The 24,732-nt window shown below is 61.4% G+C and carries 19 protein-coding genes and 2 pseudogenes; 8 read left to right on the top strand and 13 right to left on the bottom strand.

Features of this window, described 5'->3' with window-relative positions:
* The first annotated feature begins 132 nt into the window (after positions 1-132).
* Positions 133-1,854: an acid phosphatase gene (locus AB4N84_RS20115; protein ID WP_460042807.1), complete on the top strand. Its 1,722-nt coding sequence runs from the start codon at positions 133-135 to the stop codon at positions 1,852-1,854.
* Between the two features lie 62 nt (positions 1,855-1,916).
* Here AB4N84_RS20115 and AB4N84_RS20110 read toward each other — a convergent pair whose 3' ends face one another.
* Positions 1,917-2,804, bottom strand: coding sequence for a LysR family transcriptional regulator (locus AB4N84_RS20110; protein ID WP_460042805.1), 888 nt, complete (start codon positions 2,802-2,804; stop codon positions 1,917-1,919).
* A gap of 108 nt (positions 2,805-2,912) precedes the next feature.
* Here AB4N84_RS20110 and AB4N84_RS20105 point away from each other — a divergent pair, with 108 nt between their 5' ends.
* Positions 2,913-3,404 (top strand): multidrug/biocide efflux PACE transporter, encoded by a 492-nt coding sequence (locus AB4N84_RS20105; protein WP_460042804.1) that lies wholly within the window; start codon positions 2,913-2,915, stop codon positions 3,402-3,404.
* 159 nt (positions 3,405-3,563) lie between these two features.
* Here AB4N84_RS20105 and AB4N84_RS20100 read toward each other — a convergent pair whose 3' ends face one another.
* A complete protein-coding gene (locus AB4N84_RS20100) occupies positions 3,564-4,439 on the bottom strand; it encodes an alpha/beta fold hydrolase (protein ID WP_460042803.1) in 876 nt (291 codons plus the stop codon).
* 259 nt (positions 4,440-4,698) lie between these two features.
* On the opposite strand from AB4N84_RS20100, the gene AB4N84_RS20095 reads away from it, so the two are divergent.
* A complete protein-coding gene (locus tag AB4N84_RS20095; protein WP_074755070.1) occupies positions 4,699-5,136 on the top strand; it encodes a carboxymuconolactone decarboxylase family protein in 438 nt (145 codons plus the stop codon).
* 214 nt (positions 5,137-5,350) lie between these two features.
* A complete protein-coding gene (locus tag AB4N84_RS20090; RefSeq protein WP_460042801.1) occupies positions 5,351-6,184 on the top strand; it encodes a PhzF family phenazine biosynthesis protein in 834 nt (277 codons plus the stop codon).
* A 3-nt stretch (positions 6,185-6,187) separates the two neighbouring features.
* On the opposite strand, the gene AB4N84_RS20085 is transcribed toward AB4N84_RS20090, so the two are convergent.
* Together AB4N84_RS20085 and AB4N84_RS20080 are read right to left on the bottom strand one after the other, a co-directional pair.
* Positions 6,188-7,339, bottom strand: a complete 1,152-nt coding sequence (locus AB4N84_RS20085) for an MFS transporter (protein WP_074755072.1) — start codon at positions 7,337-7,339, stop codon at positions 6,188-6,190.
* Positions 7,340-8,234: 895 nt separating this feature from the next.
* A complete protein-coding gene (locus tag AB4N84_RS20080; protein ID WP_460042799.1) occupies positions 8,235-8,876 on the bottom strand; it encodes an HD domain-containing protein in 642 nt (213 codons plus the stop codon).
* A 265-nt stretch (positions 8,877-9,141) separates the two neighbouring features.
* On the opposite strand from AB4N84_RS20080, the gene rarD reads away from it, so the two are divergent.
* Positions 9,142-10,026 carry an EamA family transporter RarD gene (gene rarD, locus AB4N84_RS20075; protein WP_460042798.1) on the top strand — a complete coding sequence of 295 codons (885 nt, stop codon included), beginning with the start codon at positions 9,142-9,144 and terminating at the stop codon, positions 10,024-10,026.
* 177 nt (positions 10,027-10,203) lie between these two features.
* On the opposite strand, the gene zapE is transcribed toward rarD, so the two are convergent.
* The 3 genes from zapE to AB4N84_RS20060 form a co-directional block, all read right to left on the bottom strand.
* Positions 10,204-11,325 carry a cell division protein ZapE gene (zapE, locus tag AB4N84_RS20070; RefSeq protein WP_074755078.1) on the bottom strand — a complete coding sequence of 374 codons (1,122 nt, stop codon included), beginning with the start codon at positions 11,323-11,325 and terminating at the stop codon, positions 10,204-10,206.
* A gap of 10 nt (positions 11,326-11,335) precedes the next feature.
* Complete coding sequence (locus AB4N84_RS20065) at positions 11,336-12,544, bottom strand: MFS transporter (protein ID WP_074755080.1); 1,209 nt, start codon at positions 12,542-12,544, stop codon at positions 11,336-11,338.
* Between the two features lie 108 nt (positions 12,545-12,652).
* Positions 12,653-15,235 carry a bifunctional diguanylate cyclase/phosphodiesterase gene (locus AB4N84_RS20060; RefSeq protein ID WP_460047072.1) on the bottom strand — a complete coding sequence of 861 codons (2,583 nt, stop codon included), beginning with the start codon at positions 15,233-15,235 and terminating at the stop codon, positions 12,653-12,655.
* Between the two features lie 257 nt (positions 15,236-15,492).
* Here AB4N84_RS20060 and AB4N84_RS20055 point away from each other — a divergent pair, with 257 nt between their 5' ends.
* Positions 15,493-16,935, top strand: coding sequence for a SulP family inorganic anion transporter (locus AB4N84_RS20055; RefSeq protein WP_460042797.1), 1,443 nt, complete (start codon positions 15,493-15,495; stop codon positions 16,933-16,935).
* Positions 16,936-17,150: 215 nt separating this feature from the next.
* On the opposite strand, the gene AB4N84_RS20050 is transcribed toward AB4N84_RS20055, so the two are convergent.
* Genes AB4N84_RS20050 through AB4N84_RS20035 form a run of 4 tightly spaced genes read right to left on the bottom strand, consistent with a single transcriptional unit; the run spans position 17,151 to position 20,767 of the window.
* Positions 17,151-18,692 (bottom strand): ArnT family glycosyltransferase, encoded by a 1,542-nt coding sequence (locus AB4N84_RS20050; RefSeq protein ID WP_460042796.1) that lies wholly within the window; start codon positions 18,690-18,692, stop codon positions 17,151-17,153.
* Between the two features lie 4 nt (positions 18,693-18,696).
* Positions 18,697-18,990, bottom strand: a complete 294-nt coding sequence (locus tag AB4N84_RS20045) for a lipid-A-disaccharide synthase N-terminal domain-containing protein (protein WP_460042795.1) — start codon at positions 18,988-18,990, stop codon at positions 18,697-18,699.
* 1 nt (position 18,991) lies between these two features.
* Positions 18,992-19,735, bottom strand: coding sequence for a glycosyltransferase family 2 protein (locus tag AB4N84_RS20040; RefSeq protein ID WP_460042794.1), 744 nt, complete (start codon positions 19,733-19,735; stop codon positions 18,992-18,994).
* 33 nt (positions 19,736-19,768) lie between these two features.
* A complete protein-coding gene (locus tag AB4N84_RS20035; RefSeq protein ID WP_074755090.1) occupies positions 19,769-20,767 on the bottom strand; it encodes an NAD-dependent epimerase/dehydratase family protein in 999 nt (332 codons plus the stop codon).
* 409 nt (positions 20,768-21,176) lie between these two features.
* On the opposite strand from AB4N84_RS20035, the pseudogene AB4N84_RS20030 reads away from it, so the two are divergent.
* Both AB4N84_RS20030 and AB4N84_RS20025 read left to right on the top strand, forming a co-directional pair.
* Positions 21,177-22,208: pseudogene (locus AB4N84_RS20030) on the top strand (cache domain-containing protein); the annotation flags it as partial.
* A gap of 339 nt (positions 22,209-22,547) precedes the next feature.
* Positions 22,548-23,114: pseudogene (locus tag AB4N84_RS20025) on the top strand (methyl-accepting chemotaxis protein); the annotation flags it as partial.
* A 54-nt stretch (positions 23,115-23,168) separates the two neighbouring features.
* Here AB4N84_RS20025 and AB4N84_RS20020 read toward each other — a convergent pair.
* Both AB4N84_RS20020 and AB4N84_RS20015 read right to left on the bottom strand, forming a co-directional pair.
* A complete protein-coding gene (locus AB4N84_RS20020; protein WP_074755094.1) occupies positions 23,169-23,729 on the bottom strand; it encodes a cysteine hydrolase family protein in 561 nt (186 codons plus the stop codon).
* A gap of 13 nt (positions 23,730-23,742) precedes the next feature.
* Complete coding sequence (locus AB4N84_RS20015; RefSeq protein WP_074755096.1) at positions 23,743-24,666, bottom strand: LysR family transcriptional regulator; 924 nt, start codon at positions 24,664-24,666, stop codon at positions 23,743-23,745.
* Positions 24,667-24,732 lie beyond the last annotated feature (66 nt).

Here is a 24,732-nt window from a genome sequence, read left to right as displayed (position 1 = left end):
CGGGACGTCGCTGCGGCACGCCATGGACGGCTCTGGACCCAGCATTTCAAGCTGTCGCATTAACGTCACATTGCGGGATTAGGCTCCGTCGACATAATTAGTAACACTTCGAATCCCGCATCAGGAGCCGTGATGAGCGACAAACAACAAGACCCCAACAAGCCGTCCGCTGCCGATCACTCTGTTGATTCCCCCGCCGATACCAGCCGTCGTCGCTTCCTCGGCGGCGTTGCCGTACTGGGCGCTGGCGCCACCTTGAGTGGCGTCGTGACCGCCAGCGAGACGCCGAGCGATGGCACGTCCGCCACCCTTGAAACCTCGCTCAGCGGTCCCGCGCTGGATAAGGCGCTGCAGGACAACATCAAGACCATCGTGGTGATCTACGGCGAGAACCGCAGTTTCAATAACCTGTTCGCTAACTTCCCCGGCGTGGAAAAACCCTTGTCGGCGGTCAGGCCGGAAGACTACCGGCAGCGCGACCGCAATGGTGCCGTGCTCGACAAGCTGCCGCAGTGCTGGGGCGGCGTGTGCCAGGTTGGCCCGCAGAGCGTCGATGGCGTGACCTACGCCACTGGCGTGCAGTATCAGGAAAACCTGCCGAACGCGCCGTATGCCCTTAAAGGCCCCAGTGGCGAAGACCTGCCGTTGAACGTGGTCACCCGCGACCTGTGGCACGTGTTCTATCAGAATCAGATGCAGATCAATGGCGGCAAGAACGACGGCTTCGTGGCATGGGCCGACTCCGGTAGCCTGACCATGGGCCACTACGGTCAGACCCAGTATTCCCTTCGTTTGTGGGACGTCGCGAAGGAGTTCGTGCTTTGCGACAACTTCTTCCAGGGCGCTTTCGGCGGCTCGTTCCTCAACCACCAGTACCTGGTGTCCGCCAGAGTGCCGTTCTACCCAGACGCGGCCAACTCGCCCGCCAAGTCGCAGATCGCCACGCTGGAAAGCAGCGACCCGCTGGAAACCCGCCTCAAGCCGCTGGAAAAATCCCCGGCCAGTGCCATGGACGGCCCGCCCCAATTCGGGCCCAGCCTGCTGACCCCCGACGGTTACGCGGTGAACACCATGGCACCGCCGTACTGGCCGACCTGGCTGCGAGACAAGGAAAAACCGGACTATTCCCAGCCCGACCTGGCTAACGTGCTGGTGCCGCAAACCCATGACCACATCGGCGACAAGCTGTCGAAGAAGAACGTCGACTGGGCGTGGTACGCCGGTGCCTGGCAGGTGACGCTGGACGCGTACAGGGATTCGGCGGGCATCCCCAAGATCCCGAACTTCCAGTACCACCACCAACCCTTCAACTATTTCAAGCAGCAAGGTCCGCAAAACGCTGATGAACGCAATAAGCGTCTGCGCGACGGCGGCCTCGGGGATGATTCGGGCACCAACAAATTCTTCGCCGACGTCGAAGCGGGCAAACTGCCTGCCGTGACCTTCTACAAACCTCAGGGCAACCTGAACATGCACGCCGGTTACGCCGACGTCGCGGCCGGTGATCGACACATCGACCGCGCTGTGAAGATGCTGCGCAACAGTCCGCAATGGAAAAACATGGTGATCGTCATCACCGTCGATGAAAACGGCGGCTGGTGGGACCACGTGGCTCCGCCCAAAGGTGACCGTTGGGGCCCTGGCACACGGGTTCCGGCCATCGTGATTTCGCCGTTCGCCCGCAAAGGCACGGTGGACCATACCGTTTATGACACGGCCTCCATCCTGCGCCTGATCACCCGCGTTCACGGGCTGGAAAAACTCGACGGCATCGTCGAGCGTGACAACGCCATGATCGCTCGCGGCCAGGCACCAATGGGCGATCTGACCAACGCGTTGAGATTCCCGGCGTAATCATCGCGCGACCAAGAAGGCTCGCAGGAAACGCCGAATCAGCGTTTCCTGCGAGCGGTCTACTAATAGTCCCCTCGCCCCTCCAGCAACGTATCCAGCAACCACGCACCCGCTGGCCCCAGGCTCTTTTGCCGCGACCAGATCACGTCCACTGCCGAACTGCGCGGCCATCCCGGCACCTGCAGCTCCTTGAGCCGACCCTGTGCATAGCCGCGCACCAGCCAGCGCGGCAGCGCCGACCAGCCAAAACCAAACACCGCCATGTCCATCAACAACAGGTAGTTCGGCGCCGACCAGCTGCGGCGCGCGCCGCTGGGCAGGTCGTTGGTGGGAACACTTTCATCCACGAGGGTGTTCAGACGCAGCGCACGATGCTGCGCAAGCCTGTGGTAATCGACAGCCGGTTCGGAGGCCAGCGGATGGGTGTGCGATACAAAAAGACCAAAATCGGCACGTTCGGCAATCGTCGCGTAACCGACTTCCGGCGGATAGCTCGCCTGCGCCGACAGCAGCCCGAGCGAGGCGCGACCGCTCTGGATCAGGTTGATCGCATCGCCGTGTTCGGCGAACACGCACTCCAGTTCAATCTCGGGAAAACGTTGATCGAGCTCGGCCATGCGCGCCTCGAATTCAGCGAACTGGTTGGCGTCAGACAGCACCAGGGTCAAGCGCGGCTCCATGCCTTCCACCAGTCGGCCTGCGGCCCGGCGCAGTTTGTCCGACGCGGCCAGCAGTTCTTCGATCCGCCCTTGCAGCGCCCTGCCCGCTTCCGTCAGCGTCGGGTGTTTGGTCGACCGGTCGAAAAGCGCCACGCCCAGATCGATTTCCAGCCGGGAAATGGCTTCGCTGATGGTCGACTGACTCTTGCCCAATCGACGCGCCGCCGCACTGAACGACCCCAAGGCCAGGACTTGGGCAAACGCTTCCAGCGCTTCGGGTGAATAGCTCATGTTTACGCTCATCTTCTCATCCATCGGTTTTTCCGATGGCAACGATTTTCACTTTAGTTCATCGCCCGGTGACAATGCACGCCTGCCCCGTCACAAAGTGAATGCGTCATGCCTGTTAACGCCTTGTCCAGGGAGAAGGCCGCAAAGTCGGCTGTCCCTGCGAAATCCGTCAAAGAGCGCGCCCTGCACGCGCTGCTGTTCGAACTCATCGGTGTGTTGCTGTTCGCGCCGGGACTGGCTTGGGTACTCGGTCAGTCCCTCGGCAAAATGGGCGCGATGACGGTGATGATTTCCACCGTGGCGATGCTCTGGAACATGGTCTTCAACGCAGGTTTCGACCGGCTGCGGGCACGACTCGGCTTTGCCATGACCTTGAAGGCTCGCGCACTGCACGCCATCTCGTTCGAAACCGGTTTGATCGTCGCGGTCGTGCCGCTAGCGGCGTGGTGGCTGTCGATCAGCCTGTGGGAAGCCTTCCTGCTGGATATCGGATTGCTGCTGTTGTTCCTGCCCTACACGATGCTGTTCAACATGGCGTGGGACAAGGTGCGCGAACGGGTTGTGGCCAAACCGCACCAGACCGTTCAGGCTGATCGCTAAAAAAAGTGAGGCGTATACATTGCCCCGTGGGAGCGAATTCATTCGCGATAGGCCAGTGCAGCCGGTGCATCTCTATCGGCTGGACTGTTTTTCGCGAATGAATTCGCTCCCACGGGTGGACTGCGTTCATCCCCTTATCGAGCCAAGCCCCGCCTGGCATCAGGACAAAAACGGTAAAACCTCTGCCAGCAACGCCTCCGGAATCTCCTCGGCCAGATAATGCCCGCCCGGCAGCGCCTTGCCGCGCACGTCGGAGGCGACCTTCTGCCACTCCTTGAGCGGCTCGAAGCATTTGCCGACTGTTCCCTCGCCGCCCCACAAAACCAGCAACGGCAACGTCAGGTGATTGCCCGCGTCAATGTCCGCCCGATCATGTTCCAGGTCGATGCTGGCGCTGGCGCGGTAGTCTTCGCACACGCCCCGCGCGGCACCTGGCAGGCTTGCGCAGCGCAGGTATTCGGCGAAGGCTTCGTCGGTGAACGGGGTCAGCCCCGCGCTGCGACTGCCCATGACACTGCGCAGGTACTGCTCCGGATTGGCCTCCAGCAACATCTCCGGCAACGGGGCCGGACGGATCAGGAAAAACCAGTGCCAATAGGCACGGGCAAAGGCTTCATTGGTCTGGCTGTACATCGCCAGCGTCGGGGCGATGTCGAGCAAGGCCATGCGCGTGACAGACGTCGGATGATCCAGCGCCAGCCGGTGAGCCACGCGGGCGCCACGATCATGGGCCAGGATCGAGAACGTCGACAGGCCCAGTTCGCGCATCAGCCCGACCATGTCGCGGCCCATCTCGCGCTTGGAATAACTGTAATGGTCTGCCGTGGCAGGCGGCTTGCTGCTGTCGCCATAACCGCGCAGATCAGCGGCCACCACCGTGAAATGCTGGCTCAGCTGCTCGGCTATCTTGTGCCAGATCACATGGGTCTGCGGGTGACCGTGCAGCAGTAACAGGCCTGGGCCGGTCCCGCCGATGCGATAGCTGATCTGAACACCGTTGACCAGGCGCTGGTCTTTCTGGAATCCGGCAAACATGGATGACTCCTTGTGATGGTTGGCGCACATGCTAGATCGCTGAGCCTGAGCGGCAAGGCGTAAAGCGTGGCCGCGCCGTTCATGAAGCGTGTTCGCAGGCCTCGACGCACGTGTGCGATGCGGTAGACCCATCCTGGAAAACCTCGGCAATTGGTCTCCAACAATCCCGATCCATTGGCTATTCGGCCATCGTGAGCTCAAGCGTAATGTAGTGCCACAGCCAACGAATTTCCCACTGACTTCATCGGAGCACGCACACATGAACAAAAGAATCGCCTGGGGACAGAAATCGCCAGAAGCCTACAAAGCCATGGTCGGTCTGGAAGCTGCCCTTGCCAAATCGGGCCTGGACAGCTCCCTGCTGGAACTGATCCGCCTGCGCGCTTCGCAGATCAACGGCTGCGCCTACTGCGTCAACATGCACGCCAATGACGCGCGCAAAGCTGGCGAAACCGAAGCCCGCCTGCAGACCCTGAGTGTATGGGCAGAAACCACGTTCTTCACCGAGAAAGAGAAAGCCGTGCTGGCGTGGGTCGAAAGCCTGACGCAGCTGTCGATCCATCACGCACCGCAGGATCAATACGAAGCGCTGCTTGCGCATTACAGCGAGGCGGACGTCGCCAACATCACCCTGGCGATCGCCACCATCAATGCCTGGAACCGCTTCGGTGTGGGCTTTGCGATGGTTCCGGCCTGATCGATCGCGCCGGGAATCTTCGCCGTAACGGTCCGGCTTGCCGGCGCTGACGTCCTCCGGGACGCTGACGCTGGCAGGCCGGACGACTAAGGGATGCAGGTCGTACCTTGCATCAACCCGTTGAATCCCACGCATAAGCACTTTTGGTTGGTGTCCACTGCCGTTCTTCGACAACAATTGCGCCACTTCCCCACGGCGCAACGAGCACTCGAACATGGCAATGGACATCCTCAGGCTTGCGGCCTTTTCCGACGCTGACCAAGGCGGTAACCCGGCGGGCGTCTGGATCGGGGAAATATTCCCTGACGACGCGATCATGCAGCAGGTGGCCGCCGAGGTCGGCTATTCGGAAACGGCCTTCGCCGTGCCGCAAGGCGACGGTTTTCGGGTGCGCTACTTCTCCCCCGAAGCCGAAGTGCCGTTTTGCGGTCACGCCACCATCGCTTTGGGCGCAGCCCTGGCAGGCAGGTTTGGCGAAGGCCTTTTCAAGCTCTCCCTCAACGAAACGCAGATCAGCGTCGAAGGCCACAGGCACGGCGCGTTGACCTCTGCCGCGCTGCAGTCCCCACCGACCTTGAGCAAACCGGTCAGCCGCGAGTTGCTCAGTCAGGCAATGTCACTGTTTGACCTGCAAGCCGAAGACATCGACTTGCGTATTCCGCCTGCGTTGATCAATGGCGGCGCGCAACACCTTGTACTCGCCGTGAACCGTCGGGACACGCTCAGGAATATGCGCTATGACTTCGCCACCGGACGTGAGCTGATGGTGCGTGAAGGTTGGGTGACGATATTGCTGGTGTTCGCCGAATCCGCTCGCCTCTTCCACACGCGCAATCCATTTGCCTTTGGTGGCGTCTATGAAGACCCTGCCACGGGTGCGTCAAGCGCGGCATTCGCCGGTTATTTGCGTGACATTGGCTGGGACCACGGCGGGGTCATCGACATCGTGCAGGGTGAAGACATGGGCAGCCGTTCGCGGATTCGTGCCGAGTTCAGCCCTGAACCCGGCAGTTCAATTCGCCTGTCAGGGACAGCGCGTGCGTTGTAACCGTTATACCTTCAGATAGCGACCGCTGATCGCGACACCCAGCAGCATCACGGCAATGATCAGAAACGCGGCGCCGAGGCTGCTGAGGTGAGCAACAAACCCGATACCGGCCGGGCCCATCAGGATACCGATGTAACCCAGGGTGGTGATGGCCGGGACGGCGACGTTTTCGGGCATGGTTTTCTGCCGGCCCACGGCGCTGTAGAACACCGGCACGATGTTGGAGCAGCCCAGCCCCACGAGCGCATAACCGCACAGGGCCGCTTGCCAGTAGGGAACCAGTGTCGCGACCGTCATGCCGACCGCTGCGCACAGCCCACCGAACAGAATGATCTTGTGCACGCCCAGTCGACGCACGATCGGGTCGCCGCACAAGCGCCCGATGGCCATCGCCAACGCAAACACCGCATAACCAAAACCGGCGTATGACGGCTCGACACCGTGCCGGGCACTGAGAAACACCGCGCTCCAGTCCAGCATCGCGCCTTCGGTGAGAAAGACGGTAAAGCACATCAGGCCGATGAACAGCACCACGCCATGGGGTATGGCGAACGCCGGACCGCCCGCCTCGCTGCCGTACCCGAGCATGTTCGGGCGAGCCTTGTATAAGGCAAGGGCGAGAAACACCGACACCAGCGAAACGGTCAACCACGGCCACACGCCGACGCTCAACAAAGCGGAAACACCTGCCGCCCCCACGATACCGCCACAACTGAACAGCCCGTGAAAACCCGACATCATGGTCTTGCCACTGGCGCGCTCGACGATGATGGCCTGAATGTTGGTGACACACCCCAGCGCGCCCATGCTGGCGCCGTAGATAAAGAGCACCGCCACCATCATCGGCACGCTGTTGAGTGTGGCGAGCAACGGCAGGCACAGACAGGCGATGCCGCCCACCAGGGTGATGATCCGACGACAGCCGTACTTGACGGTCATGGCGCCGGCAAGGGGCATGGCAATGATCGAGCCGATGCCCAGGCACAGCAGCAACAGACCCAGGCCTGCGTCGTCCAGGCCCAGACGGCTTTTGGCATAAGGCACCAGCGGCGCCCACGCAGAAATACTGAACCCGGTGATGAAGTAGGTGACGCGGGTGGAGAACTGTTCGAGCCGCCCTGGCACGGTCGGTGCTGCGGTGCCGATGGAGGTCATTGCTGCTCCCTTGTCTGGCAATGGAAAAGCGCCCTTCATGGGCCGACAAACACAGAGCCTAACAAAGGATGGCGCAATGCCGAAGAAGGGATGCTGATGGATTTGGCCTCAGAAATGCCTCAGCAGTCTTGCGGCATCAACAATCTACACGCCCGAGAGGCTGCATTGTCCCTGTAGGCGCAATCGGAGGTTACGACGGCCGCGAATGCGGTGTATCAGGCAATGCATCAACGTTCGACACACCGCGTTCGCTGCCGTCGTAACCTCCGACGTCTCCTACACCGGACCGCGTCGGGTCGTATGGCTTACGCCTTCCACGGCGAGGTGCGGATGATCTCGACGAAGTTTTGATCGTACCCACGCTCTGCGTGGGCACGCATCCTGTGACGCTCCGCGTCACCCTTACCGGACTGCCGAGCGTCTCACGCAGCATTCCCACGCGGAGCGCGGGAACGATCAGCACCCTCTACACGCCCGAGAGGCTGCATTGTCCCTGTAGGAGCAATCGGAGGTTACGACGGTCGCGAATGCGGTGTGTCAGGCAATGCATCAACGTCTGACACACCGCGTTCGCTGCCGTCGTAACCTCCGACGTCTCCTACACCGAACCGCGTTGATCGTACCCACGCTCTGCGTGGGCACGCATCCTGTGACGCTCCGCGTCATCCTTAACGGACGCAGAGCGTCTCACGCGGCATGCCCGTGCGGAGCGCGGGAACGATCAGCACCCTCTACATGACCGAGAGGCTGCATTGTCCCTGTAGGAGCAATCGGAGGTTACGACGGTCGCGAATGCGGTGTGTCAGGCAATGCATCAACGTCTGACACACCGCGTTCGCTGCCGCCGTAACCTCCGACGTCTCCTACACCGGACCGCGTTGCCGGGTCGTATGGCTTACGCCTTCCACGGCGAGGTGCGGATGATCTCGACGAAGTTCATCGGCTTGAACGTCGGATGTTCATCGACCAGCACGTCGGCGTTGACTGTGCCGAAGGTGGTGTCGGGCTTGTGACGGAAGCCGTTGGCGAAGGCACAGAGGATGCATTCCTTGAACGCTTCGCCACGCGGGTGAGCATGGGTCACGACGTCGCGCTGCTGGTCGCTGAACTTTTCGTAATTGATGCCCAGCACGTCCATCTCAACGCCCGCAGTGACCAGTGCCACGTTCGGACGCAGATGCTCAGGCACACCCGGCGTGGTGTGCAGGGCAATGGACAACCACACCTGCTCCATATCGCCTTCGGACAGGCCAAACGGCGTCATGAACGCACGGGCTGCGTTGGCGCTGTCGACCTCAAAACGCAGGTCAGGGCTGCTGTGTTTTTCCACCAGGCCGAGGTCGTGGAACATAGCGCCGACATACAGCTGCTCGGCGTCGTATTTCAATCCTTTACGCTCGCCAGTCAACGCGCCCCACAGAAACACGCGGCGAGAGTGATCGAACAGCAGGTCATCTTCCTGCTCGCGGATGTATTCGGTGGTCGCCCGCGCCAGGGCGCTGTCGGGGATCTTGATACCGGCGATTTCTTGAGTCATGGAGGTCTTCCTCGATTGATCGCGCCGGTGTGGCGCGTTGAGGAGAAGTCTGTGGGACAGGCGGTGTACGCTCAATCGGCGCGCGGTCTCGTTCTCTGCCAAACGTGCATCGTTTACTGCCAGCTCATCTGGTGTTTATCAGATTACTCGCGAACGAGAGGGACACCTTCAGCTAGACTGTTCGCCGTTTCCCACGATCAGGCCGCCAGAGTCTGACGCCGTAAGCCCCTTCAAAATCCCCAAGCATCGAAACCAAGGAGACCCTGTGTACAAGGGCGTTGCGTTATCGGTCATGGCCTCCTGCCTCTTCGCGGTCATGTACTACTACACCTCACTGCTCAAACCGTTGAGCGGTGAAGAAATCTTCGGCTGGCGCATGCTGCTGACCCTGCCCTGCGTCACGGTCTTCATGCTGTCCAGTGGCGACTGGCAACTGACTCGAACACTGGCCGCACGCCTGCGTCGGAACCCGGCACTGCTTAGCGGGATGGCGCTGTCGGCTTCGCTGATGGGGCTGCAGCTGTGGCTGTTCCTGTGGGCGCCCTTGCACGGCCGCAGTCTGGAAGTGTCGCTGGGCTATTTTCTGTTACCCCTGACAATGATTCTCACCGGGCGCCTGGTGTATGGCGAGCGACTCTCGCACTTGCAAAAGATCGCCGCCTGCTGCGCATTGGTCGGCGTGGGCAACGAGCTGCTGCGCCTGGGCAGTTTTTCCTGGGAAACCCTGGTGGTGTGCCTGGGGTATCCGGTGTATTTCATCCTGCGGCGCAAGCTCAAGACCGATAACCTCGGCGGGCTGTGGTGGGACATGTTGCTGATCCTGCCGGTGGCCGTGACCTTTATCTGCAAAGGCAACCCGGCGGTGGTCGAACAGTTCCCGCGTTTCTACCTGTTGATTCCGGTGCTGGGTGCGATCAGCGCCTCGGCCCTCGTGGCCTACATCCTCGCCAGTCGCCTGTTGGCGTTCAGCGTGTTCGGCCTGCTGAGTTACGTTGAGCCGGTACTGCTGGTCGGCGTCGCCCTGCTGCTGGGCGAGTCCATCGGGCGGGATGAATGGATGACCTACCTGCCGATCTGGCTCGCGGTCATGGTGCTGGTGGGTGAAGGTGGCAAGCATGTACTCGCACAAAGTCGACGCAACAGGGTTTGATCGCAATGCATCGTCAAGTAAGCCATCTGACCCTCGCTGATGACTGAACGCTGTGGGAGCGAATTCATTCGCGAGAGGCCGGTACAGCCGATAACCGTCTGGCGTCTGGAGCCTCTTTCGCGAATGAATTCGCTCCAACAGGTTGCCATCGCCTGAAGTGACATTGCATCGGTAGCCCTATTGCCCAAACCGCGCCAGCTGCATTTCCTGCAAACGGCTCAACGTCCGGCGAAAGGCAAAGGCCAGGTAACCCTCGGTGTACAGTTCCTGCATCGGCATGGCCGCTTCGACATACAGCGGCACCTTGCGGTCGTAACACTCGTCCACCAACGCAATGAACCGCCGCACACCGTCATCGTAGGGTGACAACTGCGGCAGTTCACGATCGCCTGCCACCACCTGCTCCACGCCGTCCTCGGTGCCGCGTGCAATGCGACCTTCGCGCTGCGGCGCGCTCAACGCAGGCACCTCGCTGAGCAACACGGCCTTGTAGCGATCGCACAGCTCGATGAAGTCCATCGCCGCCAGTGGCTGTTCACACAGATCGGCGTATCGACACCAGACCACCGTTCGGCTGGCACGCACGACCGGCAAATGACGCCGCCCCACAGGCACCGGCTGAATAGACACCGACTCGCCGCTGCTCAGCGTTTCGAAAACCTGGACCAAGGCGCTGGCGCCCTGCTCTTCGGTCACCCAATAACGCTGCTGCGCCTGCCCCGGGTGCAGGCGATGGTCTTCACCGCCGTCCACCGAGACCACCGTCATGCAGTGATTGATCGCGGTAATCGCGGGCACGAAGCGATCGCGGTTGTGCCCTGTCGCATAGAGCTGTTCCGGCAGTTGGTTCGACGTGCAGACCAGCACCACGCCCTCCTCGAACATGGCCCGCAACAAACCACCCAGAATCACTGCATCGCCAATGTCGTTGACGAACAGCTCGTCAAAACACAGCACCCGCACTTCCTGAGCGAGTTCACGGGCGAGCACCTCCAGCGGCCGGGCAACGCCGGTCAGCTGGAACAACCGCTGATGCACCCAACGCATGAAGTGATGAAAATGCTGGCGGCGGGCGGGGATCTGCAGGCTCTCGTAGAAACGGTCCATGAGCCAGGTCTTGCCACGCCCCACCGGCCCCCACAGATACACGCCCTTCACCGACGCGTGAGGCGTGCGATCACGCAGGGCCTGCCAGCATTCCTGAAGTGTGTGCGCCGCTCGGCGCTGAGCCTCGTCCGGCTGAAAACCCTGCGTGTCGACCGCCTGCTGCCAGGCATCCAGAGGAGACAGAACACTCATCGCAAAAACATCACCGCGTGCTGGAGGATTGATCGTGACGTCTGGAGTACGAAGCGCCCAGCAGATAGAAACAGCCGCCGGCCACGATAAAGGCCGCCAGCATATAGAACATGAAGTGCGCTGACTGCGTCGCCAGCGCAAAACCGCACAGCACCGGACCCAGTGCACCGCCAAGGTTGGACAGGTTCTGCGCGCCGTAATACATGCCGCGCAGGTGCGTGGGGGCGATGCGGTCGATGAACATGTATTCGGCCGGGAACACGATGATTTCGCCGAGGGTGAAAATCGCCACCGCCAGCGACCAGTGCAGCACCGTGGTCGACAAGGCAAAGCCGACCACGCCCATCAGAAACAGGCTGAAACCTGCCGTCAGCCACTGATTCAGGTACTGATGACTGATGTGTTTGCCGACGAAATACTGCAGGCAGATCACCACCGCTGCGTTGACCGCCACCACCGAACTGATGACCTGATACGTGAACTCCGGGGTGCTGGTGGTCACCAGGTATTGCGAGATGTACGCCGTGAACTGGCCGAACACCACGGCGCTCAGCACACCGCCCACGGTGAAGCAGACCAGCCGATAGTCCTTGAGCAGGATTCGCCCGACCGCCAGGAACGACACCGGCGCGTTGGCAGGGTCCGCCGAGCTGAGCTTGCGGTCGCCGAAGATCGAATAGACCACGAAGAAGCCCAAACCCAGCAGCGCCGACATCATGAACGGCAGCTTCATGTTCCAGTGGGCCAAACCCGCACCAATGAACGGCCCCACCGCATAACCGATGTTGATCAGCGTGTAGCGCACCGAAAACACCTTGCTCTGCTCGGCCACCGGCAGCAGCTTGCCAAACGCCGCCTTGACCACGATGTCGATCACTGAATAGGCGAAGTTGAAGGACACCAGAAACAGGAAGAACAGCCACAGCTTGTTGGTCACGCACATGCCGACGAAGCCGGTGACGAAGAACCCGGTGAAGCACAGGATCAGCTTGTAGCTGGACAGTTTGTCGGTGAGGTAACCGCCGTACAGGCTCAACAATGAGCCGACGATCAGCGCGCTGCCGACCACCATGCCGATATCACTGATGCTCAGGACAAAGCTGGATGAAAGGTAAATCACCAGATACGGCAGGGTAATCGCCCTGCCCAGCGTCAGAAAGAGCGACGAGGACAGCAGCAGATTGACTGACGCAGGGTAATGTCTGAGGGCGGCGAGCATCCGTGTTCTGTCCTTAAAGGGGGGCGGATTGGGCGGGCAAGAAGCGTTCAAGCCAGGTATCGTTACACAATCTTGCCTGACTGGACACCGAGAAGATTGGCCCCGCCGTCAGCAGTCGCTGTCGACCGGGCTGCCCTGCCCCAGCAGCGACGTGAAGTCGCTCATGTTCAACGGTTTGCTCAGGTAGTAGCCCTGCCCCTCATCACACGCCACCGCCTTGAGCAGGGCAAGATGCTCGGCTGTTTCGATTCCTTCGGCGGTGACCGTCAGCGAAAGCGCTCGCCCTAACCCGATGATGGCTTTGACAATCGACTGGTCATCTTCGCTTTCACCCAGCCGGGTGAGAAAACTGCGGTCGATCTTCAGCCCGTCAAACGGGAACGTGCGCAGGTAGCTCAACGACGAATACCCCGTGCCGAAATCATCCATGGCAATCCGCACGCCGAGACGCTTGAGTGACCGCATGACCTCCAGCGCGCCGGCAGCATCTTCCAGCATCACGCCTTCGGTGATCTCAAGCTCCACGCGCGACGGCTCCAGGCCGCTCGCTTCCAGAATCTTCTGGACCCGAAGCGAGACCTGACCGCGCTTGAACTCTGCAGGCGACAGGTTGATCGAGACAAACAGATGGGCCGGCCAAGTGACGGCCTGGCTGCAAGCGGTCGCAATCACCCAATCACTGAGGGGGATGATCAGCCCCGTCTCCTCCGCAATCGGGATAAAGGTGTCGGGCGCGATCAGGCCGCGGACAGGATGCTGCCAGCGAACCAGTGCTTCGGCGCCCACCATGTGCCCATCGGCAATGCGGTACCGCGGCTGAAAATGCAGCCTCAGCTCGCCATGCTTGATGGCAAAGCGCAAATCGCTTTCCAGGCGACGCCGCTCGATGATCCGGGCATTCATGTCGCCCGCATAAAAGCGCCAGGTGCTCCTGCCGCTGGCTTTGGCCTCATACAAGGCGATGTCGGCATAACGAAGCAGTTCGGCGGCTTCTCGAGCATCCGTGGGCGCCATCGCAATACCGATGCTGGCACTGACGAACACCTCCTGTTCGTTGAGCAAAACGGGATGTTCGATGGACCCGATCAATCGCTGGCACAACGCCTCGACCTCTTCGGGGCCTTCGACATCCGTCAGAATCAGCACAAACTCGTCGCCCCCGACGCGCGCCACCAGATCGCCGTGACGCACACAATCGGAAAGCCGACGGGACACCTCGTTCAGCACCGTGTCACCTGCGGCGTGCCCCAGCAGGTCGTTGACCGGTTTGAACCGATCCAGGTCCAGGCTGAGCATGACCAGCGGATGCTGCGCCGTAGGCGTCGCCTTGAGCTTTCCGTCCAGAAACTCCTGGAGCCTGACCCGGTTGGGCAGCCCGGTCAGGGCATCGTGCTGCGAGAGAAATTCGATACGGCGCCGCGCCTCGACTTCTTCGGTGACGTCCGTTGCCGTTCCGCGGAAGCCTGCACCCTTCATCTGCCGGGCGGACAAACGGGTGATCCGCGCTTGACCCCGGGCGTCCGCATAACGGCACTGGATACTGATCTCAGGCTTGCGATCCGGGATCGCCAGCCACTGCGAGACGGACCCCATTTCAGTGCCCAGCAAATCATCCATTGAAGCGCCGGCCCAACCGTCGCGCGACAGGCCGGTAACGGCTTCGAATCGCTCCGACAGATAGGTGAACCGCCCTTGGTCGTCGATTTCCCACACCCAGTCGGAACTGGCTTCGACGACATCCCGAAACCTGGCTTCACTGGTCGCCAGCGCGATCTGGCTGCGTTGTAAGGAGGCGTAACTGTCGTCGAGCGATTTGGCGCTGGCGGTGGTGCGACGCAAAATCGCCCACGCCATCAGACAGACCAGCAGTCCGGCCACGCAGACCCAGGGCAGCCCCAGCATCAACAAACGCTCCCCAGGCTTGGGCGGGATCCAGTGCAAGGCCCCTGCCTCGCCGTCCTGCCCAAGCGCCAGCACCGACGCGTGCCCCAACTCGTCCGGTGTGGCCACATGGAGCGCGTCCACGCCATAGTCCTTGCCTAGCGCGGCGAGCTTGGCGTCGGTAAGAAGCGTGACGAATATCAGCACGGACGGGGCGCGGTCATCCGGCACGACGGTCGGGTCGGTGCCTGGCGTTATCGCTGCGGCGGCGACCAACGCGGGAACGCCGTTGACTTGAATGTAGGCTGTGGTCGGGGTCTCTTTCTCGGCCCCCTCACGAGCCCGCGCGAGGATCTGGCTCATCGACGGCCCCAGCCACTGCGCGGCATCGACGGTCGTCAGGTTGCCCTCGGTCACGGCATAAACCGTGGCATCGGCGTCATTGACGACAAACAGGCCTTCGAACCCGAAATCACTGTAGAGCGTCGGGCCGATGTTCTGGCGCACAAAGGCCCAGTCGGTGTCGACATGCAGGTGGAGGTTCTTATAGCTGTCGCCCCAGAAGGCGTAATCCTTGATGGTCGCGCTTAGCGACTTCTCCAGTGAACGCACTGCCTTGAGGGTGTAGAACTCACTTTCAACTTCTTCGACGCGGTCCAGATCCCGGGCCAGATAGGCCAACATGCAGCCTCCCAGCACAAACACGCCGGTCAACAACACAACGAATTTGAAGAGCGACGCACGGGCCAGCGCCACACTGGAGCGATGGTTTCTCGGATTCAAAGGGTCCGAAGGGGGAAGCGTTGGCATAGGCGTTGGCAAGGGCTCATCACGTTCAGTCATGAAACCTGTATCGACAGATGCCCCAAAATGATGAGTCGCCACTGATCAGCTGCAATCACCAAAGACGGGCACCTGGCGGCCGGCCCAGCAATCACGGGGCAGCAGTCAACACATGACGCCGGGCGATCGCACCCCGGCTGGCTTACGCACGCAGCATTCCGTAACATTCTCCCTTTTTTCACCGACGCGGCCGTCCCGGAGCCGCTCCGTCACTCAGGTACTTCATGAAACCCGCTCGCCTACGCGCCGATGTCCTCGCCGGCCTCACCACGTCTTTCGCCCTGGTGCCGGAGTGCATCGCCTTCGCCCTGGTCGCCCACCTCAACCCGCTGATGGGCCTGTATGGCGCGTTCATCATTTGCACGCTGACGGCGCTGTTCGGCGGTCGGCCCGGCATGGTGTCGGGCGCCGCAGGGTCGATGGCGGTGGTGATCGTTGCGCTGGTGGTGCAACACGGTGTGCAGTATTTACTGGCAACGGTGTTGCTCGGCGGTCTGGTGATGATTGCGTTCGGCTTGCTGCGTCTGGGCAAACTGGTGCGCATGGTGCCGTACCCGGTGATGCTCGGCTTCGTCAACGGCCTGGCGATCGTGATCGCCATGGCCCAGCTCGAACACTTCAAGCGCGGCAACACCTGGCTCAGCGGCGCGCCGCTGTACCTGATGCTCGGTCTGGTGGCGTTGACCATGGCTGTCGTTTACCTGCTGCCGCGCCTGACCCGCTCGGTCCCGCCTGCATTGGTCGCCATTCTGGGCGTCGGGCTGCTGGTGTACCTGTTCAACCTGCCGACCCGCACGCTCGGCGACATGGCGCACATCGCGGGCGGCCTGCCCGGCGTCGCCATGCCGGATATCCCGTGGAACCTGGAGACCCTTTACATCATTGCGCCCTATGCCGTGTTGATGGCACTGGTCGGTCTGCTGGAAACCCTGCTGACGCTCAACCTCACCGATGAGATCACTGAAAGCCGTGGCTACCCGGATCGGGAATGCGTGGCCTTGGGGGTTGCCAACATGGCGTCGGGTTTCTGTGGCGGCATGGGCGGTTGCGCCATGATCGGCCAGACCGTGATAAACCTCAGCTCGGGCGGTCGCGGACGTCTGTCAGGCATCGTGGCCGGGGTGATGATTCTGATGTTCGTCCTGTTTCTGTCACCGCTGATCGAGCGCATTCCACTGGCCGCGCTGGTCGGCGTGATGTTCGTGGTCGCTCAACAGACCTTCGCCTGGGCGTCGCTGCGCGTGCTGCGCAAAGTGCCGTTGAACGATGTGATGGCGATCATCGCCGTGACCATCGTCACCGTGCTCACGGATCTGGCGACCGCGGTGCTGTTCGGCATTCTTATCGCAGCCCTCAACTTCGCCTGGCAACAAGCCCGCGAGCTGTACGCCGACAGCCATGTCGAAGCCGACGGCAGCAAGCTGTATCACTTGCACGGCACGCTGTTCTTCGCCTCGACCACTCCGTTCCTCGACCAGTTCGATCACCTCAACGATCCAGGCCAGGTGACGCTGGACTGCCGGCACCTGCGCTTCGTCGACTACTCGGCCATCGCCGCCCTGAAGACGTTGCGCGAGCGCTATCAGAAAGCCGGTAAACACCTGCGGGTCGTGCACCTGTCCGAGCGCTGCAAAAAGCTGCTCAAGCGCGCCGGCGTGCAGCACTGACAGGCGGGTTTTGCCGTGGGCGTGCCTCCACACAGCAAGCGCTGTCAGCTCAACCTCTTTCTGATGGTTCCCACGCTCCGCGTGGTAACCCATCCCATGACGCTCTGCGTCATCCGGGATGTGGCGTACTGTCAGGCTTTGCGACCCTAAAGAAACGGACAGGCACCACAGGTTTGAGAACCCTAGAATCTCCCACAGGTTCTGTGTTTCACCCGTCAACGCGAGGCGACGCCACCCACCCGCTGCTGCGACCACTCAAACGCATACACCTTCGACGGCGGCGGGGACTGGCAACGGCCGTTGTCTGCATCCGCCCCGACCAGATACCACTCGGCCCGTGAGGTGTCGCCCACGCTTCGGGCCTTCGCCGGGTCGTAGCAGCGCGCCATGTCGTTCGCGGGCACGAGGGCATAGGCCTGTGGATGGCTGCGCAACCAGACGACCGAGTGCTCCAGCGGGCTTTTGTCCATGAAGCCGAAGTGCACGACCGGCTGCTGCGCGAACAACCAGTGCCCTTCTCGCCAGCCGACCAGTACGACTTCTGCGTTGCCGGTCAACCGCGCCACGTCCCGCATCATGGTTTCGTGAGGATTGATGCCCTCCTGACGAGGCTCGACGAAACCGCGCACGAACCAGGCGCACAACCACACCGCCGTCAGCGTCACGAACACCGTTCGGCCCCAAGGCCTGCGGCTGAACCAGCGACGCAGCATCCAGGGAATCAACGGTGCGACCGCCAGCACCAACGCAGGCACCGCAGGAAAGACGTAAATCTTGCGCTTGCCCGTGCTCAGGCTGAAGAACACCAGCACCAGCACCACCCAGCCGAGCAATACCAGGACCCGACCGTCGTGCTTGAGCAACTGCTTGCGCCAGGCGGGCACCAGCCAGGGCAGCATGAAGATGATCGGTAGCCAGTACTTGGGGATGACCTGCACAACGAAATACCAGAACGGCTCGCGATGGTCCCAGGCATTGGCATAACGGCCTGCCGTCTGCTTCAGCAGAATTTCCTGGGCGTACGCCAGGCTGTCGGCGCTGCCTTGGGACACGATCACGATCAACGGCAGCAGCCATATCGCAATTGCCGCCAACGCCACCAGCACCCCCAACCACCAGGCTTTGGCCTTGCCCGGCATCGGCACCACCCCGTGCCAGCCTTTGCGCACCGCATAGGCGTATGGAATCAACATCAAGGCCGGCAAAAAACCCACGCCCTTGCTGATGACACCCAGCCCCATGGCGGCACAGGCGATGTAGAACCACCCCCACGCCGGCCCCAGCAGCAAGTGCCGGCACACGCCGTAGATCCCCAGCATCATCCAGAGCGCGAGAAAGCCGTCGATCTGTCCGGTCTGCAAGATGCTGTACGTCTGATAGGTCGTGAGAAACAGCAACGCCGAGATCACCCCGACACGCCGCCCCCACAACCGCCGCCCCAGGTCATACAGACAGCCCGTGGACACCGCCCCCGCCAGCAGCGCCGGCAGGTAAAGCGCCACTTTGGGCAGGTGGGTCAACTGCACGCACAGCGCTACCGCCCACATGAACAGCGGCGGCTTGTCGGCGTAAATCTCGCCCGCGCGATGCGGGATGAACCAGGAGCCGTTCTGCAGCATTTCCAGAGCGACGCCCAGAAAGCGCTCTTCGTCGACATTGAGCGGTTGGCGCCAGCCAAGACCGGCGCCCAGCAACACCACCGCCAACGCCACACTCGCCCAAAACTCCAGCCGCGAAGACGCCAATCGTATGCGCACGGCCTCAGTTTCCCTTGTCCGGTTCGGGGGACGCCTTCTCACCGTGTTTGGCAATCAGCTGCAGGTTGCGCAGGTAGACGATGAACCCGAACGACTGCCCGACGATGAACACCGGGTCTTCGCGGTAAATCGCGTACGCCAGCAGCAACGCGCTGCCAATGATGCTCAGGTACCAGAACCCGACCGGGATCATGCTGCGTTTCTTGTATTCGCTGTACAGCCATTGCAGAACAAAACGCCCGGTGAACGCCAGCTGGCCAATGAAACCGACGGCCAGCCACAACGATTCTCTGCCCATCTCAGACCTCGGTTTCTTGTGCGGTGACGTCCAGACGGGTGCGTCTTATCAGCCACCACACGCCGAACAGATCGAGGATGCCGACAAGTGCCCGGTCCAGGTTGCCGTAATTCGACACCCCTGATCCGCGCTCACGGTGGTTGACCGGTTGCACCAGCATCCGCCCGTTGTGACGACGGATCAGCGCGGGAATGAAGCGGTGCATGTGATCGAAGTACGGCAAGCGCAGAAACGCTTCGCGCTCGATCAGCTTGATGCCGCAGCCGGTGTCGGGCGTCTGGTCTTTGAGCAGGTTGCTGCGCAGTCTGTTGGCGAATCGCGATGCCCAGCGTTTGCTCGCGGTGTCCTGACGGTTGACCCGATGGCCCGCCACCAGCTTCACGCCTCCGGGTTTTCCTTCCGAGCCACGAACCAGATCCAGCATCTTCGGCAGATCGGCAGGATCGTTCTGACCATCGCCGTCGAGCGTCGCCAGCCAGTGACCGCGTGCCGCCTGCGCAGCGTGATGAATCGAGGTGCTCTGGCCCAGGGAGCGGGCATGGCTCAGCACCCGCAACTCAGGGTATCCAGCGGCCTGCAAGCTGCGTAATTCGGCAGCGGTGGCGTCGGTGCTGCCATCGTCCACCACAATGACTTCAAACGCCTCGTTGGCCAGCGCGGCGCGGACTTCTTCCAGCAACGGAATGAGGTTGCCGGCTTCATTTTTTGCCGGAATGAGCACCGACACGTAAGGGGTTTCGGACATGAAGTTCCTGTCACAAGGCTGGGAAATAAAGGATTAAACGCGGTAGTAACTGCAGTACCAGTCGACAAACGACGGCACACCGGTCGACACCGTGACGTGAGGCCGGAAACCCGTTCGCGCCTCCAGCTCACGGGTGTCGGCCCAGGTGTTCAGAACGTCGCCTGGCTGCTGTGGCATGAAATGCTTGATGGCGCGGATGCCGAGGGTGTCTTCGAGGCATTCGACGAAATCCAGCAGCTTCACGGGGGATCCGAATCCGATGTTGTAGACCTTGTTCGGCGCCCCGCTTTCGGACGTCGGCGGCAGCGGTATCAGGCGCACGAGGCCCTCGACGATGTCGTCGATGTAGGTGAAGTCGCGGGACATGGCGCCGTCGTTGTAGAGGTCGATGGTGCGTCTTTTGAGGATGGCATCCGTGAATTTGAACAGCGCCATGTCGGGTCTGCCCCACGGGCCGTACACGGTAAAGAACCGCAGGCCGGTCGTGGGAATGCCATAAAGGTGAGCGTACGAATGCGCCATCAGCTCGTTGGCGCGTTTGGTGGCGGCATAGAACGACATTGGCCGCTCGACCGAGTCGGTCGTGGCGTACGGCAGATGATCGTTCAACCCGTACACCGAGCTGCTTGAGGCATAGATCAAATGTGTCGGCACATGGGCCCGGCAGGCTTCCAGCACATTGAGAAACCCCACCAGGTTGCTTTGCGCGTAGGTGTCCGGGCTGTCGATGGAATAGCGCACGCCCGCCTGAGCGGCGAGGTGAATAACGTGATCGAAGCGCTGTTCGGCGAACAGCGTCAGCATTGCCTGTTTGTCACCCAGATCGAGCAGCTTGAACGCGAAGTTGGGCAGTGCCATGAGCAGTGACAGCCGGGCCTGCTTGAGTTCGACGCTGTAGTAACCGTTGAGGTTATCGATGCCGACCACGTCGTGGCCGTCCCTGCACAGCCGCCGGGCGGTATGAAAACCGATAAACCCCGCCGCCCCGGTGACGAGGATTTTCTTGCGGTTACCCGGAACGCTCACATCCATAAATTGCTCTGCTCGATGGCCAAGGCGTTTCTATCGCTGCAGAGGCTTATATCAACCGCAAGTGAAGGTTTTATGGGCGGATGTTGACAGTTGTGTGAGCGACGAGGGTGTCCGGTCCCGCGTCAGCCAAATGGCAGCTTCGAGGGCAGTGTTTCCGGCCTTTTGCCATATGGGTGCGCACCCCCACGAATAACCGATACAAAACTACTCATATTTTGTACACAAACCTGACTCGCAGCACCTTTGAAACAATCCGCCAAATGGTCGCTGCCCTTCACGCAAAGGCTCTGGAGAGCGTCAGCGACTGACAACCTGACCATTCGATCAGTTTCGTGGCCCGGTTATTGCTCCAGGCGAACTACCGGCACTGTTCCATCGTGGTTGTGCGCTTGTATTTGCGGAGTTTTCTATGCCTGTCTGGCGAAAGAGTATTCAGTGGCAACTGACACTGAGCATGGGTGCTGCGCTGGTGATCAGCAGCCTGATCGTCATTGCGATTTATGCCTTCGCACTGAACAAACTGACCGACCGTTATTTGCTCCAGCAAGCGATGCCGGCCAGTGTCGAAGCGATCCGTAACGACCTTGAACGTCTGCTGGCAGCCCCTCTGACCGCCGCCAGCGACATTGCCGATAACACGCTGGTCTCCGACTGGCTGAGCTCGGGTGAAGACGCGGCGCAACAACCGTCTTTCATTCGTTACCTGGCAAAAATCAAGGACCAGCACAACGCGCTGACCACCTTTATCGTCGCCAAGGACAGCGGTCACTACATCACCAACAAGGGTGCGGACCGCACGCTGCAACGCGGCCCTGCCGAAAACAGCTGGTTCTACGGATTCCTCGACAGCAACAAGCGACGCTCGCTGGACATCGACATCGATGCCACGACCAAGGTGCCGACGCTGTTCATTAACCAGCGCATCGAGCACAACGGCGCGGTGGTCGGTGTGGCGGGCCTGGGCTTCAGCATGAGCGCGCTGTCGCAGATGGTGCGCGACTTCCATTTCGGCAAGGAAGGCCAGGTGTATCTGGTCAGCCCGGACGGCAAGGTCAAAGTGCACCCGAACGCGGAGTTCAATGACCGTGAAACATTGACGCAACTGGTGGGTGATTCCGCCGCGCGGGCGCTGTTGAGCCAGACCGGCGACGGCCAGGCGCTGGCGTTCGAACGCCAGGGTCTGGCCTATGTGGCGGTCGCCAAGCCCGTTGCCTCGCTGGGCTGGACGCTGGTGAGCGAGGTCCCGCTGGCGGAAGTCTATGGCCCGGCCAAGGACGCCTTGACCACCATTTCGGCGATCAGCCTCGCCGTCGTGCTGTGTTTCCTGGGCTTCGTTGCCTGGATCGCCCGAGGGATCGTGCGGCCCATTCAACAGGTGACCAATGCGCTGGTCGACATCGGTGGCGGCCAGGGCGATCTCACCCGACGTCTGGACGACAGCCGTGCGAACGAGTTGGGCGACCTGGCCCGGGGCTTCAACCGCTTCATCGAAAGCTTGCGCCTGCTGATCGGTGACGTGCTGAAAACCAGCGAACAATTGCGCCACAGCGTGGTGGACGTGGCGCGTGTGGTCGACAGCACCTCAAGCCGCGCGCTCAAGCAACAACAGATGACAGATATGGTGGCCACCGCGGTTCACGAAATGGGCCTGACCGTGCAGGAGATCGCTCGCAACGCTGGCGCCGCGGCTGACGTATCGCGCAATACCCATCAGGAAGCGGTGTCGGCGAAAAAGGTGGTCGGCGAGTCTATCGGTCACATCCAGAGCATGTCTGACGGCGTTGGCACCGCAGCCGGTGCCGTGGAAAACCTGGCGACGCAGATCTCCACCATCGATCAGGTGCTCAGCGTGATTCGCAGCATTTCCGAGCAGACCAACCTGCTGGCGCTTAACGCGGCCATTGAAGCCGCGCGCGCGGGCGAGATGGGCCGCGGTTTCGCCGTGGTCGCCGACGAAGTGCGCACCCTCGCCGGACGCACTCAGAGCGCCACGTCGGAAATCCAGCAGATGATGGGGGAATTGAAAAGCGGCGCCGACCAAGCCGTCACCTCCATGCGCGCCGGGCAAGCGGCGACAGGCACCGGCGTTGAAGCCAGTCGCCGCACGGGCAACTCACTGGATGCGATTGCCGGACACGTCGAAGAGTTGACCGACCGCAACCATCAGGTCGCCGCCGCCACCGAGGAACAAAGCACCGTGACCGAAGAGATCAACCGCAACGTGCAAGGCATCGCCGATCTGGCGCAGTCCACGGCCAGCGATGTAAAAGCCTGCCGCGAAGACTGCCAGCGCTTGTCGGAAAAGGCCGAGCATCTGGCGGCGCAGATGGCGCGGTTCAGGTTGTGAGCAACCACCGCGCATCGTGATCTGAACGCCTGACCTGTGGGAGCGTGTGCGGCGCTAGCCTAGGCCCTGCAAAATCGTCTCAGTCGCCACCACCTGCGCGTATTCGCCGTGCAGGTTCGCCAGCGACATCCCGTGGATCTCTTCGGCGGTACGCGGATGACCAAAGAAATCCGCACCGTCAAAGGTGTAGCAGGCGTCATGGGGCACGATCACCTCAAACCCCAGATTGCCCCCGCTACGCGCCGTAGACTCCACCGAGTTGTGGGTTACGACACCGACGATCACCACCTGATTGATGCCGTCCGCGCGCAACCAGCCTTCCAGTGCCGAATGACAAAATGCATCCGGCACCTGTTTGTGCAGCTCCCCTTCCCCGTCCCACGGCAGAAATTCAGGCTGGAATTCGACCCCCGACTGCTTAGGCCAGAACACGGAATCCGGCTCGCGGGAAAAATGCCGGACGTGAATCACCGTCCGGTCGGTTCGGCGCCACGCGTCCAGCAGCGCCAGCATCTGCCGCTCTGCATCAGGGTTGTTCCGCCGCCCCAGCTTCGGGTGGTTGATGCCTTGCTGCATGTCGATGATGACCAGCGCGGCCTTGGGGTGGATGTTCATGAATTCGCTCTCTTCAAATGGCACTGAAATGCCTGGCCAACTGCTGTTCGGCAAACTGCTCAATGATGAAATCGACAAACGCCCGCGTCTTCCCAGGCAGCAGTTTGTGTTCACTGTAATAAATCGAAATGGCGCCGTCCTCGACATACCAATCCGGCAACACGCGCTGCAAGGCGCCGCTGCGTAAATAAGGCAGCGCAAACGGCATGCTCACCAGCGCGACACCCAAGCCTTGCATCGCCGCCCGGCACGCCGCTTCCGAATCGCTCAGGGTCATGCGCGCCTTCAAGCGCAACGGGCTTTGCTCCTGGCTGCGGTGAGTGAGCGGCCAGGCGCGGATTCTGCCCGTCTGTGGCGAACGAATCAGGATGCCGTCGCACCCACTCAAATCGTCAGGGTGTTCGAGTCCTGGATGCGCCGACAGCCACTGTGCAGACGCCACCAGCACACGATGGGCTGGCGTCAGCTTGCGGGCGACGACACCTTGCGGCAGATCGAAACCGCCGCCAATCGCGGCATCAAAACCCTGCCCGATCAAGTCCACCTGGCGGTTATCGAAATGCCAGTCAGGCGTGATCGCCGGGTAGCGACGCAGAAACTCGCCCAGCAACGGCACCACGTATAAACAGCCGAACATCGTGCCCACGCTGACCTTCAGCGTGCCTGCCGGACTGCCTTCGGCGCTCGCCAGATTGGCGACTGCGTTCTGGATGGTATTGAAGCTCGCGCGGACCTCTTCCAGAAATCGTTGTCCGGCTTCCGTCAGGGTCAGTCGACGCGTACTACGCTGGAACAGCCGCACGCCGAGCCGACTTTCCAGCTTCGCGACGCTTTTGCCCACGGCGGCCGGGGTCAGGCTCAGACGCCGGGCCGCTTCAGCGAAACTCCCGACCTCCGCGCTGCGCACGAAACATTCAATGCTGGTGAAGTTTTCCATCGCACTCATTCACAACTTTTGGTTTACACAGACTATAGCGATTGCCGGCTACCGAGAACCTAATCC

It is taken from the genome of Pseudomonas sp. S2_H01 (genome assembly GCF_054668305.1).
This window is presented reverse-complemented; position numbering and strand designations above follow the sequence as displayed.

Bases quoted from the DNA above. Each gene is read 5' to 3' on its own strand.
- AB4N84_RS20110 (WP_460042805.1), bottom strand. From the start codon at position 2,804: ATGAGCTATTCACCCGAAGCGCTGGAAGCGTTTGCCCAAGTCCTGGCC.
- AB4N84_RS20020 (WP_074755094.1), bottom strand. From the start codon at position 23,729: ATGAACATCCACCCCAAGGCCGCGCTGGTCATCATCGACATGCAGCAA.
- zapE (WP_074755078.1), bottom strand. From the start codon at position 11,325: ATGAGTGTTCTGTCTCCTCTGGATGCCTGGCAGCAGGCGGTCGACACG.
- AB4N84_RS20105 (WP_460042804.1), top strand. From the start codon at position 2,913: ATGCCTGTTAACGCCTTGTCCAGGGAGAAGGCCGCAAAGTCGGCTGTC.
- AB4N84_RS20095 (WP_074755070.1), top strand. From the start codon at position 4,699: ATGAACAAAAGAATCGCCTGGGGACAGAAATCGCCAGAAGCCTACAAA.
- AB4N84_RS20015 (WP_074755096.1), bottom strand. From the start codon at position 24,666: ATGGAAAACTTCACCAGCATTGAATGTTTCGTGCGCAGCGCGGAGGTC.
- AB4N84_RS20090 (WP_460042801.1), top strand. From the start codon at position 5,351: ATGGCAATGGACATCCTCAGGCTTGCGGCCTTTTCCGACGCTGACCAA.
- AB4N84_RS20040 (WP_460042794.1), bottom strand. From the start codon at position 19,735: ATGTCCGAAACCCCTTACGTGTCGGTGCTCATTCCGGCAAAAAATGAA.
- AB4N84_RS20100 (WP_460042803.1), bottom strand. From the start codon at position 4,439: ATGTTTGCCGGATTCCAGAAAGACCAGCGCCTGGTCAACGGTGTTCAG.
- AB4N84_RS20065 (WP_074755080.1), bottom strand. From the start codon at position 12,544: ATGCTCGCCGCCCTCAGACATTACCCTGCGTCAGTCAATCTGCTGCTG.
- AB4N84_RS20115 (WP_460042807.1), top strand. From the start codon at position 133: ATGAGCGACAAACAACAAGACCCCAACAAGCCGTCCGCTGCCGATCAC.
- AB4N84_RS20085 (WP_074755072.1), bottom strand. From the start codon at position 7,339: ATGACCTCCATCGGCACCGCAGCACCGACCGTGCCAGGGCGGCTCGAA.
- AB4N84_RS20080 (WP_460042799.1), bottom strand. From the start codon at position 8,876: ATGACTCAAGAAATCGCCGGTATCAAGATCCCCGACAGCGCCCTGGCG.
- AB4N84_RS20035 (WP_074755090.1), bottom strand. From the start codon at position 20,767: ATGGATGTGAGCGTTCCGGGTAACCGCAAGAAAATCCTCGTCACCGGG.
- AB4N84_RS20045 (WP_460042795.1), bottom strand. From the start codon at position 18,990: ATGGGCAGAGAATCGTTGTGGCTGGCCGTCGGTTTCATTGGCCAGCTG.
- AB4N84_RS20055 (WP_460042797.1), top strand. From the start codon at position 15,493: ATGAAACCCGCTCGCCTACGCGCCGATGTCCTCGCCGGCCTCACCACG.
- AB4N84_RS20060 (WP_460047072.1), bottom strand. From the start codon at position 15,235: ATGCCAACGCTTCCCCCTTCGGACCCTTTGAATCCGAGAAACCATCGC.